Source organism: Nocardioides nitrophenolicus (genome assembly GCF_016907515.1).
Classification (GTDB): domain Bacteria; phylum Actinomycetota; class Actinomycetes; order Propionibacteriales; family Nocardioidaceae; genus Nocardioides; species Nocardioides nitrophenolicus.
Window position 1 is genome coordinate 1,336,373 of sequence record NZ_JAFBBY010000001.1, and the last position, 13,549, is coordinate 1,349,921.

The 13,549-nt window shown below is 73.0% G+C and carries 12 protein-coding genes; 4 read left to right on the plus strand and 8 right to left on the minus strand.

What is annotated here, in order from left to right; all coding sequences use genetic code 11:
* Nucleotides 1–11 precede the first annotated feature (11 nt).
* The gene (locus JOD66_RS06575) at nucleotides 12–491 is read right to left on the minus strand and encodes a hotdog fold domain-containing protein (protein ID WP_204836100.1); all 480 of its coding nucleotides are present in this window, start codon (nucleotides 489–491) and stop codon (nucleotides 12–14) included.
* Nucleotides 492–533: 42 nt separating this feature from the next.
* Nucleotides 534–2,006, minus strand: coding sequence for a sigma-70 family RNA polymerase sigma factor (locus tag JOD66_RS06580; protein WP_204836101.1), 1,473 nt, complete (start codon nucleotides 2,004–2,006; stop codon nucleotides 534–536).
* Between the two features lie 201 nt (nucleotides 2,007–2,207).
* Between JOD66_RS06580 and JOD66_RS06585 the strand changes: the two genes are divergently transcribed.
* Nucleotides 2,208–3,077, plus strand: coding sequence for a hypothetical protein (locus JOD66_RS06585; protein WP_204836102.1), 870 nt, complete (start codon nucleotides 2,208–2,210; stop codon nucleotides 3,075–3,077).
* A 217-nt stretch (nucleotides 3,078–3,294) separates the two neighbouring features.
* Here the strand turns inward: JOD66_RS06585 and JOD66_RS06590 are convergent, their stop codons facing one another.
* Nucleotides 3,295–4,080, minus strand: a complete 786-nt coding sequence (locus tag JOD66_RS06590; protein ID WP_204836103.1) for a methyltransferase domain-containing protein — start codon at nucleotides 4,078–4,080, stop codon at nucleotides 3,295–3,297.
* Nucleotides 4,077–4,982, minus strand: coding sequence for an alpha/beta fold hydrolase (locus JOD66_RS06595; protein WP_204836104.1), 906 nt, complete (start codon nucleotides 4,980–4,982; stop codon nucleotides 4,077–4,079). Before JOD66_RS06595 ends, JOD66_RS06590 begins: the two co-directional genes overlap by 4 nt.
* Before the next feature lie 66 nt (nucleotides 4,983–5,048).
* Between JOD66_RS06595 and JOD66_RS06600 the strand changes: the two genes are divergently transcribed.
* Nucleotides 5,049–5,537 (plus strand): MarR family winged helix-turn-helix transcriptional regulator, encoded by a 489-nt coding sequence (locus JOD66_RS06600; protein ID WP_204836105.1) that lies wholly within the window; start codon nucleotides 5,049–5,051, stop codon nucleotides 5,535–5,537.
* Between the two features lie 33 nt (nucleotides 5,538–5,570).
* On the opposite strand, the gene JOD66_RS06605 is transcribed toward JOD66_RS06600, so the two are convergent.
* From JOD66_RS06605 to JOD66_RS28975, 4 genes are read right to left on the minus strand one after another with little or no spacing between them, the layout of a single operon-like run.
* Nucleotides 5,571–7,406: an ABC-F family ATP-binding cassette domain-containing protein gene (locus JOD66_RS06605; protein ID WP_204836106.1), complete on the minus strand. Its 1,836-nt coding sequence runs from the start codon at nucleotides 7,404–7,406 to the stop codon at nucleotides 5,571–5,573.
* Nucleotides 7,399–8,292, minus strand: a complete 894-nt coding sequence (locus JOD66_RS06610) for a 4-(cytidine 5'-diphospho)-2-C-methyl-D-erythritol kinase (RefSeq protein WP_204836107.1) — start codon at nucleotides 8,290–8,292, stop codon at nucleotides 7,399–7,401. Before JOD66_RS06610 ends, JOD66_RS06605 begins: the two co-directional genes overlap by 8 nt.
* Nucleotides 8,289–9,179, minus strand: coding sequence for a 16S rRNA (adenine(1518)-N(6)/adenine(1519)-N(6))-dimethyltransferase RsmA (gene rsmA / locus JOD66_RS06615; protein ID WP_204836108.1), 891 nt, complete (start codon nucleotides 9,177–9,179; stop codon nucleotides 8,289–8,291). Before rsmA ends, JOD66_RS06610 begins: the two co-directional genes overlap by 4 nt.
* A gap of 17 nt (nucleotides 9,180–9,196) precedes the next feature.
* Nucleotides 9,197–10,330, minus strand: a complete 1,134-nt coding sequence (locus tag JOD66_RS28975; protein WP_307823350.1) for a resuscitation-promoting factor — start codon at nucleotides 10,328–10,330, stop codon at nucleotides 9,197–9,199.
* Nucleotides 10,331–10,677: 347 nt separating this feature from the next.
* Here JOD66_RS28975 and JOD66_RS06625 point away from each other — a divergent pair, with 347 nt between their 5' ends.
* Entirely contained in the window at nucleotides 10,678–12,753 is a 2,076-nt protein-coding gene (locus tag JOD66_RS06625) for a putative bifunctional diguanylate cyclase/phosphodiesterase (protein WP_204836109.1), read from the plus strand.
* Nucleotides 12,754–12,758: 5 nt separating this feature from the next.
* Nucleotides 12,759–13,547: an HDOD domain-containing protein gene (locus tag JOD66_RS06630; protein ID WP_239545950.1), complete on the plus strand. Its 789-nt coding sequence runs from the start codon at nucleotides 12,759–12,761 to the stop codon at nucleotides 13,545–13,547.
* The last annotated feature ends 2 nt before the right edge of the window (nucleotides 13,548–13,549 follow it).

Consider the following 13,549-nt stretch of genomic DNA (forward strand, 5'->3'; position numbering starts at 1 on the left):
GGGCCGACCCGTCACTTCTTCTTGCTGGTCACCCACAGGTTGATGGTGCCGTCGATGACGACCGTGCCGTCGGCGAGCTCGCCGCGCACCCGGACCGGCAGGTCGCCCTCGGCGGTGTCCCACTGCTCCTGGTCGGTCTCGGCGATGCAGGTGACGTCGCCGGTGGCCTTGGCGGTGTAGGAGACCGTCATGCCCTTGGGGATCCAGCGCTTGGTGCTCGGGATGGTGGCCTCGGCGAGACCGCCCATGGCCATCTCGAGCCCGTTGCACAGCGCGATCGCGTGGACGGTGCCGAGGTGGTTCTGCACGCTGCGCCGCTTCGGGATGAGCACCGAGGCGTAGTTGGGGCGCAGCTCGGTCACCCGCGGGTGGATCGAGGCGAAGTACGGCGCCTTCTGGCTGAACGCGATCGAGAACACGCGCTTGCCGAGGGTGCCGCCGACCACGGGGAGGCTCGTGGTGGTCTTCCAAAGGCTGTGGACCTGGGTCATGGGCCTCAGATTACTCGCCGGTAACCTCCGGGGCGAGCCCGCTCACGGGTTCGTGCCGACGATCACACCGTCGGGCCCGACGCCCACCTTGATCGGCAGCCCGGGCAGGTCGACCTCGACCGTCAGCCCCGGGTCGTCGCCGTCGGGGACCGTGATCGTGACCGGTCCGGCACAGATCTGGCGACCGCCGCAGTCGCTCGGCTTCGGCTGGGTCGTGGGCGCCTGGGTCGGCGGGCTCGTCGCCGGGGCGCCCGGTCCGGCTCCCGGTCCCGCTGCGGGGGTGTCGTCGGCCTGCGGCGTCTTGGTGGGCTTCGGCGGCGGGTCGGACCCGGGCGCCTGGCTCGGGGCCGGGCTGCTCGGGCTCGCGGCCGGCGCGGTCGTCGGGTCGGCCCGAGGCGCGGGGTCGGCGGGCGCCGGATCCGTCGCGAGCGTCGGCGCGGGGCGCTCGGCCGCGTCGTCCTCCTGGCTCGCCGCCACCGAGGTGCGGGCTGCGGACGGCGCCCGGTCGGGCCGGTCGTCGCCGCCGAAGGCCGCGAACGCGGCCACCGCGGCCACCGCCACCGCGGCGGCCACCGCCGTGGCCGGACCGGCCACGCCGGCCAGGGCGCCCGACGCGCCACCGGCCGCACCTCCGGACGCTCCGCCCGACGCGGCGCCCGACGCACCCGACGCCGCGGCACCCGACGCGCCGGCGGCGGCGCCACCGGCCGCCGTACCACCGGCGAGCCAGAGCAGGCCCTTGCCGGCCGCGGGGACGGCGAGCAGCACGATCGGCAGCACATGGACGGCGAGCTTCTGGTTGACCCGGTCGACGACCAGGAAGGCGCTCTGACACGAGGCGCAGCCGTCGAGGTGGGCACCGAACTTCTGCTCGGCGCGGGCGCTGAGATCGCCCCTGGCGTACTGGCTCATCCGGCTGTGGACCCAGCGGCACTGCTCGCGGGCCGGCTCGGGCCCGGCGTGCAGGTCGAGGTAGGCGCGCTTGAGGCCCTCGCGGGCGCGGTGGGCGAGGGAGGACACGGCGCGCGGCTTCAGGTCCATCAGCGTGGCGACCTCGGCCGGCTTGCGGCCCTCGACCTCGACATGCCACAGCACCGTGCGCCAGCTCTCGGGGAGCGCGGCGAGCGCCTCGACCGCGACCGTCTCGTCGAGCTCCTCGACGGCCTGCTCCGGCGTGACCTCACCGGTCTCGGCCTGCTCGAAGAGCCAGGGCTGGTCGGAGGCGACCGACTCACGCTGCGAGCGCAGGCCGTCGCGATAGCCGTTGCGGATGGTGACGTGGAGATAGGAGCGGAAGCTCGAGGTCGGACCGCCGCCGGAGCTCAGCTGGCCGAGCACCCGCGAGAAGGATTCCGCGACCAGCTCCTCGGCGGCATCGACGCCGACCAGGATCCGGGCGAGATGGCGGGCGCCGTCGATGTGATCGCGGTACAGCTCCTCGAACGCGCCGGTGTCGCCGGCACGCACCCGCGCGAAGAGCTCCTCCTCCGGGGTGCGGGACGCGTCCTCGCCCATCCGATCCTCCGCCGTCGTTCCGTGTCCAGTGGGGTGTCGCGGAGCGTCCGCGACCCCTGTTCAACGACCGAACGCCTCCGATGATGCACCGAATCGGAAAACTTTCTAACTCGTCGGGAAAAACGCGTGATGTTCGGGCCGCTTCTCCGTCCTGTTCGGTGACGGGCCGCGCGAGGGGCGGCACCCGACGATCGGAGAGAGATGAGTACGACGCGCTCGACCACCGCGCGCGGCACGCAGCCGTTGCCGCCGGTCGTCGCCCTGCGCCCGCGCTCCCTCGCCCGCCGCGCCGGGGTGCTCCAGACCCGGGTGCGGGTGCGCCGCTCGCTCGGCCTGCCCCACGAGGAGCTCTTCCTCGAGGTCATCGACGACACCCTCGACCGGACCGCCGCCGTGGCCGGCGACGATCACGACGTGTGGACCCGCCTGATCGCGCTGGTCGAGGAGCACGACGACATCTCCCACACGCTCCCGGCCTGCGCAGCCACCGCCAACCTGGTCGGGCTCGCCCTGTTCGGCCGCGTCGAGGACCACACGGCGCTCGCCGCGCTCGCCGACGAGCTCGGCCACGACCGGCTGGCCCGGATCCAGCACCGCTACGGCACCGCGCTCGAGACCGACTCCCGGCTCCCGATGACCACGGCCGCGCTGCGGCGGATGCTCGTCCCCGGGCTGGGTCGGCGGCTCGCGCGTCATCCCCGCATCGGAGCCCACAGCGCCGCCATCGACGACGCGTGCCTGCGCGCGGCGCACGCCCTGCTCGTGCAGGGCATCGACCGCGCCTGGACCGTCCCGAGCCTCGACTCGGTCGAGGAGCTCGCCGACATCGCTGCCCACGGCACCATCGCCGAGTGGCGCCATCACGTCGCGATGGTCGTCGCGGACCCCTGGTCGCCGTACGTCAGCCGGATCATCGACCTCGCCCACCAGGCCGGCGCGACCCACGCCGCGTCGGGCCTCACGGCCATCATCGACCTGTGCCGGGAGCAGGACCTCGGAGCCGTCGACCGGCCGCGTCCCCATCCCGCGACCCGGCGCTGCCGATATCCGGGCGGCCGCGCCGCCCCATGAGCCGCCGAGGCGGCTGCAGCGTCGTTCCGATCCGGCTGGGGGGCGGGAGGGAACGACGAGGGTCCGAAGCATCTGGGGGGTGCTGCGGGCCCGACGTCCTCGGACAGGGACCGCAGTCGCCTCGGCACCGACCACACCACGGTGGGAGCAGCAGCCGCCGGGGTTCCCCGGAGGGAGGGGAATCCCGGCGGTTGTCTTTGCACTGTGACGATCCCGGTCAGGCCGGGACCCGGGCCACCACGAAGATCCGGCGGAACGGCAGCACGACCCCGTGCCCCTCGTCGGGGTACGCCGCGCGCAGCCGCGCCTTGAGCTCCTCCTCGAACCGCGGGCGCAGGTCGTCGGGCAGCGCCTGCAGCGTCGGGCGGGCACCCGTGCCCGTGACCCAGGTGAACACCGGGTCCGGGCCGTGCAGCACGTGGAGATAGGTCGTCTCCCATGCATCCACCTCGCAGCCGAGCGCCTGGAGCGCGCGGAGGTAGGTCGTCGCGTCGTGGGCGTACGGCGCCGCGACCTGCGCGGTGTGAGTGGCATACGGCGGCTCGGCGGCGAGCTCCGCCCGCAGCGTGTGGCTCGGCTCGCCGTGGTTGCCCGGCACCTGGAAGGCCAGCCAGCCGCCCGGCCGGACCGCACGCACCAGGGCGGGAAGCAGGTCGAGATGATCGGGCAGCCACTGCAGCGTCGCGTTCGACACCAGCACGTCGACACCCCCGCTCGGCGCCGCCGCGAGCCAGTCGCGCAGGTCGGCCCTGTGGAAAGAGACCCGGTCCGCTACCGAAGTGTCGGAGGCTGCGGCGATCATGGCGTCACTGGAGTCGACACCAGTGATCGCGGCCGCCGGCCAGCGATCGGAGAGAGAGGAGGTGAGATTGCCAGGTCCACAACCGAGATCCACCACGATCCGGGGATCGACGGCCGCCACGCGGCCGACGAGGTCGAAGAACGGGCGCCCGCGCTCGTCCGCGTAGGCCAGATAGCGAGCGGGATCCCAGGTCAGGCTCATGGACGTGCCCCTTCGCGCAGATGATCGAGGATGCGGGCGTTCACGACATCGGGACGCTCGAGCTGGAGGAAGTGCCCGGCGCCGTCCACCACGGCCACCCGACTACCGGCCGGCAGGCGGTCGCCGATCCGTCCGGTCCATCGCACGTCCAGGCAGCCGTCGTCGGCTCCATGCAGGTACAGCAGCGGCACCCGGGGTTCGCGGGTCCAGTCGTGCGCCAGCGACTGGTACCGCGCCGGGGTCTGGCGCGGCCGCCGCTGGGCCCGGTAGTAGCCGATGACGGCCGCCTTGCGGGCGTCGTCAGGCACGGCGGCCGCCAGGTGCGCGAGATCCTCGCTCGCGTCATAGCCGGGCGACCACCGCCGCCACAGGTGGGCGACGAGGGCGTCGAAGCGACGCTCGGGGACCCGGGGCAGCTGGTTGAAGAGCGTGTACCAGCTGAGCCCTGCCTGCCGCGGCAGGATCCCCAGCCAGCGGGCGAGGTCGTCTCGCCGCGGGTTCATCACGGAGAAAGGAGGTACGGACAGCGACACGATCGCACCGAAGGGGTTGGCCGGCGACGCCGCGACACCGTTCGCGGTGATGGCGCCCCAGTCGTGCCCGACGAGCACGGCGCGCCCGTCACCGTCGTGGGCGCGGTGCAGCGCGATCGCGTCGTGCATGAGGGCCGGCACGTGGTAGCTGCCGTCGGCGGGGATGCCGCTGGGGGCATAGCCGCGGGTGAAGGGTGCGACGACCCGGTAGCCCGCGCCGGCGAGGGCAGGGCCGAGGTGCCGCCAGCTGTGGGCGGTGTCCGGGAAGCCATGAAGGAGGACGGCCAGGGGCCGGCCTCGGTCGTCGGGGTCGCCCCAGACCAGACAGGTCAGGGCGACCGGACCGAGGTCAAGAGTGCGGGTTTCCACGGGGCCGACCCTACGCTCAATTTATCTTGATATCAAGATTCTCGACCGGTCAGATAAGGTGGGGGCATGCGGGACGAGGTGGACGAGCTGGTCGAGGCGTGGGCGCGCGAGCGCAGCGACCTCGATCTCGGTCCGGTCTCGGTCTTCAGCCGGATCTCGCGGCTGGCCCACCACGTCGACCGCGCCCGGCGGCACGCGTTCACGACCCACGACATCGAGTCCTGGGAGTTCGACGTACTGGCGGCGTTGCGGCGGGCGGGCGAGCCGTACGAGCTCTCCCCCGGACGCCTGCTGCGCGAGACCCTGGTGACCAGCGGCACCATGACCAACCGGGTCGACCGGCTGACCATCCGCGGCCTGGTGGAGCGGCACCCCGACCCCACCGACCGGCGCGGCGTCCTGGTCCGGCTCACTCCGGAGGGCAAGGACGCGGTCGACGGCGCGTTCGCGGCGCTGCTCGACGCCGAGCGCGAGCTGCTCACCGGCTTCTCCCCCGAGGATCAGGCGACGCTGGCCGGCCTGCTCCGGCGCTTGCTGGTGCCGTTCGCAGGCTGACGACCGCCCGCCCCGCCCGCCGACGCGCGTGACTCAGTCGAGCAGCTCGGCGGCCTCCAACCACTCCAGCTCGGCCGCCTCCTTCTCCTCCTGCAGCGCGGTGAGCTCGATCCCGAGCGCGGTCAGCCGGTCCGGGTCCGTCGCGTTCGCGGCGAGATCGGCGGTGAGCTCGGCCTCGCGGGCGGAGAGTCGTTCGAGGACCTTGTCGAGCCGGGCCACGGTCTTGCGGGCGGCGCGCTCCTCCGCCGAGCCGGGCTTGGCCTTGGGCGTGCCCGTGGACGGGGTGCCGGACGCGGTGGGAGAGCCGCTGGCGGCGACGACGGCGGGGCTCGCCGGAGCGGAGGCCGATGACGCCGACGCATCGAGGTGCATCGCCTGCGCCCGCCGCTCGAGGTACTCGTCCACGCCCCGCGGCAGCATGGAGATCTGACCGTCGCCGAGGAGTGCCCAGACGGAGTCGGTGACCCGCTCGAGGAAGTACCGATCGTGCGAGACGACGACGAGGGTGCCGGGCCAGCCGTCGAGGAAGTCCTCGAGGACGTTGAGTGTCTCGATGTCCAGGTCGTTGGTGGGCTCGTCGAGCAGGAGCACGTTCGGCTCGGTGAGCAGCAGCCGCAGCAGCTGGAACCGGCGCCGCTCGCCGCCGGAGAGGTCGCCGATGCGGGCGGTGAGCCGGTCTCCGGTGAACCCGAAGCGCTCGAGCATCGAGGTCGCGGAGATCTCGCCGTCGGCGGTGCGGGTGACCCGGCGGATCGACTCGACGGTGGCGAGGACGCGGGCCTCGGGGTCGTCGAACTCGACGTTCTGGGAGAGGTGCTGGAGCGCGACGGTGCGGCCGTGGCGCACCTTGCCGACGGATGGGCTCGCCTCGCCGGACAGCAGGGAGAGGACCGAGGTCTTGCCGGCGCCGTTGACGCCGACCAGGCCGACGCGGTCGCCGGGGCCGAGGCGCCAGGTCGCGTGGGAGAGCAGCTGTCGGGTGCCGCGGGAGAAGTCGACGTCCTCGACGTCGATCACGTCCTTGCCGAGCCGCTGGGTGGCGAAGCGCTGCAGCTCGAGCCGGTCGCGGGGCGGGGGGACGTCCTCGATGAGGGCGTTGGCGGCGTCGATGCGGAACTTCGGCTTGGAGGTGCGGGCGGGGGCGCCGCGACGCAGCCAGGCGAGCTCCTTGCGGACCAGGTTCTGCCGGCGCTGCTCGGAGGCCGCGGCCTGGCGCTGACGCTCGGCCTTGGCGAGCACGAAGGCGGCGTACCCACCCTCGTACAGGTCGACGACGCCGTCGTGGACCTCCCAGGTCTGCTGGCACACGGCGTCGAGGAACCACCGGTCGTGGGTCACGACGACCAAGGCCGACGAGCGGGACGCGAGGTGCGCGGCGAGCCAGGCGACGGCCTCCACGTCGAGGTGGTTGGTGGGCTCGTCGAGCACGATCAGGTCGTGGTCGCCGAGCAGCAGTCCGGCGAGCGCGCAGCGGCGGCGCTCGCCACCGGACAGGCCGTGGACGGCGCGGTCGAGGTCGACGCCGGCGAGGAGCACGTCGACGATCTCGCGCAGCCGGGCGTCGGCCGCCCACTCGTGGTCGGCCATGCCCTGGAGGACGACCTCGCGCACGGTGTGGGCGTCGTCGAAGTCGTCCTGCTGGGACAGTACGCCGAGCAGCAGGCCGCGCTGTCGCGACACCCGGCCCTCGTCGGGCTCCTCGGCGCCGGTCATGATCCGCAGCAGGGTGGTCTTGCCGTCGCCGTTGCGGCCGACGATGCCGATCCGCTCGCCGGCGCCGATGCCGAGGGAGACGTCGGTGAGGAGGGGGCGGATGCCGTACGACTTGGAGACCCGCTCGAGGTTGAGGAGCGAACGCGGCTCAGGCATAGGTCACCACGTGGGCTCCGGCGACGGGTCCGGGGGCGAGGGTGCAGCGGTGTCCCTGCTCGGTGAGCTGGGCGACGGTGGCGCGCGCCTCCTCGACGTCCTCGTGGAGCAGCAGCAGGGTGGGCCCGGAACCGGAGAGCAGGACGCCGTCGGGCGCCAGGCTGCGCAGCTGGACCTCGACGTCGACCAGGTCGGGGCGCAGGTCGCGGGCGGCGGGCCACAGGTCGTTGGCGAGCAGGTCGCCGATCTCGTCGGTGTAGCCGGTGCCGAGGGCGGCGATCAGGTCGTCGGGGATGGGCGGTTCGGCGGGGGCGTCGGGTGAGAGCTCGTCGAAGTGGCCGTAGACCGCGGGCGTCGACAGGCCGCGATCGGACAGCACCACGACCCACCAGACCGAGCTGGCGTCGGCGATCGGGGTGACGACCTCGCCGTGACCGGTGCCGAGGGCGGTCCCGCCGAGCAGCGCGAAGGGCACGTCGCTGCCGAGCGTGCCGGCGATCCGGAGCAGGTCCTCGTCGGAGGTCTGCAGGTCCCACAGCCGGTCCAGCGCGAGCAGGGTCGCGGCGGCGTCGGCGGACCCGCCGGCCATCCCGCCCATGACGGGGATGCCCTTGGCGATGGTGATCCGGGCCGCCCGCTCGAGGCAGTGGTGCGCGGCGAGCGCGCGGCCGGCGCGGATGGCGATGTTGTCGTCGTCGAGAGGTACGCCGTCGACCGGCTCGGTCAGCCCGACCGCCCAGTCGTCGGCCTCGACGACGGTGACGTCGTCGTACAGCCCGACGGCCTGGTAGACCGTCGCGAGGGCGTGCTTGCCGTCCGGTCGCAGCCCGCCGACTCCGAGGTGGAGGTTGATCTTGGCGGGAGCCCGGACCGTGACCTGTGTCATGAATCGCCCTTCGGGCCGTCTCCGGCCGTCGCATGGAGGGCGACCGCGATCGCCACGAACTCGTCGATCCCGAGTGCCTCGCCGCGGGTGAGCGGGTCGATGCCCGCGGTCCGCAGCGCGGCTTCCGCCTGCTCGGCGCCACCGGCGAGGGTGCGCAGCGCGCCGCGCAGGGCCTTGCGTCGCTGCGCGAACGAGGCGTCGATGACGGCGAACACCTGCTCGCGGGTCACCTCGTCGGTCGGCGGCGCATGGTGGGTCCAGGCGACCAGGCCGGAGTCGACGTTGGGGGCGGGCCAGAAGACGTTGCGGCCGATCGCCCCGGCCCGGCGTACGTCGGCGAACCAGGCCGCCTTCGCCGACGGGACGCCGTAGGTCTTCGACCCCGGAGGCGCGGCCAGCCGGTCGGCGACCTCGGCCTGCACCATGACCAGACCGTGCTGCAGGGAGGGCAGCAGCGCCATCAGGTGCAGCAGCACCGGCACCGAGACGTTGTAGGGCAGGTTGGCGACGAGCGCCTGGGGCGGCGGGCCGGGGATCTCGGTGACGCTCAGCGCGTCGGCGCGCAGCACCCGGAACCGCGCGGCCTGGTCGGGTGCGAAGGCCCGGATGGTGGTCGGCAGCTCGTCGGCGAGCAGCGGGTCGATCTCGACCGCGGTCACCTCGGCCCCGACCTCGAGCAGCGCCAGGGTCAGCGAGCCCAGCCCGGGACCCACCTCGACCACGACCTCGCCCTCGGTGACGCCGGACTCGCGGACGATCCGGCGCACCGTGTTGGCGTCGATCACGAAGTTCTGGCCGCGCTGCTTGGTCGGGCGCACGCCCAGCCGGGCTGCCAGCTCCCGAACCTCCGCCGGGCCCAGCAGCCGCGGCGCGGAGGTTTCAGGCATGGGGTCAGGCTATCGGTCTACCTGGGCAGCCCGAGCTTCGCGGCACAGCCCGGCCAGGCGCCGTAGCCGCCGGACGCGTCGCGGACCCGGGTGGCGACCCGGATCTGCTCCTCGCGGGAGGCCTGGTGCGGGTAGCCGGTGCCGCCGTTGGCGCGCCAGGTGCCGAGGTTGAACTGGAGGCCGCCGTAGTAGCCGTTGCCGGTGTTGATGTGCCAGTTGCCGCCGGCCTCGCACTGGGCGAGGCGGTCCCAGACGGTGTTGCCGGACTCGATGACCGGCTTGGTGCCGACCTTGACGACCTCGGGGGTCGGCTCGGTGGTGACGGTCGCGGTGAGCACGACGCGGCGCACGACCTCGCCGTTGCGCACGGTCACCCGGTAGGTGACGTCACGGGCTCCGGGAACTCCGTCGGTCACGGTCTTGGTCTGGCCCTGGTACATCGTGTCGTCGGACACCTTCCGGACCGGCGCCTTCACGACCTCGCCGGTGACCGTGCGCTCGCGCTTCTCGATGTCGGTGAACACGATCCGGTCGCCGTCGTTCAGCACGGCGTCGGGGGCGGGACGCACCTTGTCGTGCTCGTCGAGCTGGACGCCGACCTCGGCGAGGGCGTCGGCGACGGTGAGCGCGGGGATCTCGCGGGTGACCGGCTCCTCGCCGGCGAGCACGAGGGTGAGCTGCTTGGGGGTGACGACGTCGATCGCCGCGCCGCCGCGGTCGATGTCGGTGCCGCGGCTGGTGGAGAGCCGGCTGTCGTCGTACCCGACGCCGATCTGGGTCAACGCCCCCTCCACGTCGGTCGCGGTCACCCAGTGCGTGCTGGTGACGCCGTCGACGGTGAGCTCGACCGGCCGGCTGAACCGCACGGCGATCCGGTCACCGGACTCGACCGACGAGTCGACGCTGGGCTGGACGATGTCGCGCGCCGACACCTCGATGCCCTCGTCGCGCAGCACGTCACCGACGGTGTCACCCATCGTGGAGACGGTGCGCTCCTTGCCGTCGACCGAGAGCCGGACCTCGGTGCTCATCGAGGAGTAGCCCCAGGTGACCGCGGAGACGGCCACGAGGACGGCGGCGATGGTGACGGTGAGGGCCTTGCGGCTGTGGGCGAGGCGAAGGAGGTGGGCCTTGAGGTGCGTGGGTCGCACAGTGCTCCGAACGTCGTGCTGTCCGGGCCTCGGGCAGCCAGCCCGTCCCGGGACGAGCTGGCCGGTGAACCTGCGAAACTGCGTCCCGATCCCGGCCGTCAGTCATCCACCAGAACAGGGGTCCACCGCGAATCGCAAGTTGGCGAGACCTCTTCCAGCGGCTCCCGGTGAGCGGCATCACCCTCGTCACGCCTCATCCGTCCCATCTGTCACAGGGCGGTCCTGATCCCGCGCCGTCCGGCTCTGATGACTCGGTCCGACTTCGGTCCGACTCCGCTCCGGCCCGTCAGATCCCGCCGCGGACCGCCGATAGGACACGCGACCGGACCGTCCCGGAGGAGGACACCATGCCCACCAGCGCCCCGGGCGACGTCGTCGCGGCCGTGCTCCACGGCGCTGCAGCCGACCCCGGCACCGCGCTCCTGGTGGTCGAGCTGTCCGCGCTCGGTGAGCCCGCCGTCCGGTGGAGCAACGCGGGAGCAACCGAGCTCCTGGGACGCGCGGGCTCGGACCTGCAGGGCGAGCCGCTCCACGGCTACATGAGCACACCCGAGGGCGGCTCGCTCTTCGCGATGTTTCGCAGGGAGCGACCGACGACCACGCTCATGACGCTGCGCACCGCCGTCGGGGAGAGCGTGGCGTGCCGGGTCCGCGCGACGCCGGCGCCGGGCGGTCGACTGTGGGCGCTGCGCGTCGATCCCGCTCAGTCGGAGCTGGAACTGGCGCTGCGCGCGTCGGCCGACGCGCACGAGCAGCGGTTCAAGGTGCTGGCGGAGCGCTCACCGGTGCCGACCCTGATGTCGGAGCAGGGCATGCGACTCGGGCACGTGAACGATGCCTTGTGCACGCTGCTCGGGGTGACGGCGGACAAGCTGATCGGGATCGGGTGGATGGCCTACGTCCACCCCGAGGACCTGGAGCGGATCGCGGCCACCGTCCTCGACGTCCTCGCCGGCGAGGAGCGGGAGCTGGAGGCACGCTTCCTCGACAGCGCGCGGGAGGTCCGCCACACCGACATGAGGTTCACTCCGCTGCGGACGCCGGGCGTGGGCGACGGCTTCGTCGCCACCCTCGAGGACGTCACCGAACGCCGGGCGTTCGAGGACCGGCTCAACCACCAGGCCACCCACGACTCGCTGACCGGCCTGCCGCGCCGGTCCCGGTTGTGGGAGCACGTGAACGCGGCGATGGCGACGCCCGACGTGGGACTCGCCTGCATGTTCCTCGACCTCGACAACTTCAAGGTCGTCAACGACAGCCTCGGCCACACCGCGGGTGACGCCCTCCTCGTCGAGATCGCCCACCGCCTGATCCGTGCCGTCCGCCCCGGCGACCTGGTGGCGCGCTTCGGCGGCGACGAGTTCGTCGTCGCCTGCGCGACCTCCAGCGTGGACGGGGCGATCGACGTCGCCAACCGGATCCTGCGCGTGCTCTCCGAGCCGGTCGATCTCAACGGCGTGGAGATCCGCCCCCGCGGCTCCATCGGCGTCGTCCTGCGCGGGCCGGACCACCAGTCCGCGGACGACCTGATCCGGGACTGCGACATCGCGATGTACCAGGCCAAGTCCCGCGGCAAGGGCCGGATCATGGTGCTCGACGAGAGCGCCCGCAGCGCCGCACACGACACCCTCATCCTGGTCTCGGACCTGCGCCAGGCGATCGAGGAGCGCCAGATCACCCTCGACTACCAGCCGATCGTGGCGTACGACGGCCAACGCCCCCAGCTGGTGTCGGCCGAGGCGCTGGCCCGCTGGCGGCACCCGCGCCGCGGCTCGGTCCCCGCCGACACCTTCGTGCGCCTGGCCGAGGAGCACGGCATGGTGCGCGAGTTGAGCGAGCTGGTGCTGGAGACCGCCTGCCGGGCGCTCACGGAGTGGCGGGTGCGGCTGGGCCCGCTCGCGCCCGCGCGGGTCAACGTGAACCTGTCCGCCTTGCAGATGAGCGACAACCTGCTCGTGCAGACGGTCCAGCAGACGCTGCGCCGCTGCGGGCTGCACCCCGAGCAGCTCTGCGTGGAGATCACCGAGTCCGCCCTGATGATGGACCCGGACACCGCGGCCACGATCCTGCGTGAGCTGCGCGAGCACGGGGTGCAGGTCGCCATCGACGACTTCGGCACCGGCTACTCGTCGATGGCCTACCTGCAACGACTGCCCGTGAGCTATCTCAAGGTGGACCGCTCGTTCGTCGCCGAGCTCGAGGACGGTCGCACCGCCGTCGCACAGGCCGTCGTCAGCCTGGCCCACAACCTCGGGATCGGGGTGGTCGCCGAGGGCGTGGAGACCACGGCCCAGCACGCGATGCTCACCGAGATGGGCTGCCGGGTGATGCAGGGCTTCGCGATCAGCGCCCCGCTGCCCGAGCCCTCCTTCGTCGAGTGGTGCCGCGACAGCTTCCCGGCGGCTCCAGGAGCCCTGCGGTGACACGCATGGTCCTCGACGTCGACGACGTCCTGGACGGGCTGGACCAGCTGTCGTCGCAGCGACCGGTGGCGGCCCGGATCGTCGCGACCAGCAACAGCGACAGCGCGGGCGCCGCCGACCTGGCGACCGTCCTCGGCGCCGACATGGCCCTCGCGGCGCGAGTGATGAAGCTGGCAAACTCCGCCTACTTCGGGCTGTCCGGCCGCGTGACCAGCCTGCAGCTCGCCGTGACGGTGGTCGGGTTCAACACCGTGCGCTCGGTCGCGACCGTGGCTCTCGCGGGCATCGACGACGCGCGGCACCTCCCCGACGACTTCTGGACCATCTCGGTGCATCTCGCGGCGTCCGGCGGCGCGCTCGGCCCGCGCTTCCAGGCGACGGCGGCGGACGCCCTCAGCCTGGGCCTGCTCGCCCAGCTCGGCGCCGCCCTCCTGCACCAGGCCGATCCCGACGGGTACGCCGACCTGCTCGCCTCGACCGGCCTCGGGGTCGAGCGGTTCCGGGCCGAGGCCGACCGCTACGGGATCTGCTCGCCCCAGCTGACCGGCGAGGCGTTGGCCCGGTGGCACTTCCCCGCCGCCATGGTCGACGCCCTGCGAGCGGTGCACGCGGGATCCGAGGGAGCCCTGCTGCGCACGGCGTACGAGATGACGGCTCGGCTGCTGCACCCACAGCACCGGAAGGTGACGCTGGACCGGGTCTCGGACGGCCGGATGACCGAGGCCCAGGCGCCCGCGCGCCTGATGGCCATCCGCTCCGACGTCCTGCAGCTGCAGGCGGCGCTCGGGCTCTGAGC

Coding starts and splice junctions, on each gene's coding strand:
- JOD66_RS06575 (WP_204836100.1), bottom strand. CDS start 491: ATGACCCAGGTCCACAGCCTTTGGAAGACCACCACGAGCCTCCCCGTG.
- JOD66_RS06580 (WP_204836101.1), bottom strand. CDS start 2,006: ATGGGCGAGGACGCGTCCCGCACCCCGGAGGAGGAGCTCTTCGCGCGG.
- JOD66_RS06585 (WP_204836102.1), top strand. CDS start 2,208: ATGAGTACGACGCGCTCGACCACCGCGCGCGGCACGCAGCCGTTGCCG.
- JOD66_RS06590 (WP_204836103.1), bottom strand. CDS start 4,080: ATGAGCCTGACCTGGGATCCCGCTCGCTATCTGGCCTACGCGGACGAG.
- JOD66_RS06600 (WP_204836105.1), top strand. CDS start 5,049: ATGCGGGACGAGGTGGACGAGCTGGTCGAGGCGTGGGCGCGCGAGCGC.
- JOD66_RS06605 (WP_204836106.1), bottom strand. CDS start 7,406: ATGCCTGAGCCGCGTTCGCTCCTCAACCTCGAGCGGGTCTCCAAGTCG.
- JOD66_RS06610 (WP_204836107.1), bottom strand. CDS start 8,292: ATGACACAGGTCACGGTCCGGGCTCCCGCCAAGATCAACCTCCACCTC.
- rsmA (WP_204836108.1), bottom strand. CDS start 9,179: ATGCCTGAAACCTCCGCGCCGCGGCTGCTGGGCCCGGCGGAGGTTCGG.
- JOD66_RS06625 (WP_204836109.1), top strand. CDS start 10,678: ATGCCCACCAGCGCCCCGGGCGACGTCGTCGCGGCCGTGCTCCACGGC.
- JOD66_RS06630 (WP_239545950.1), top strand. CDS start 12,759: ATGGTCCTCGACGTCGACGACGTCCTGGACGGGCTGGACCAGCTGTCG.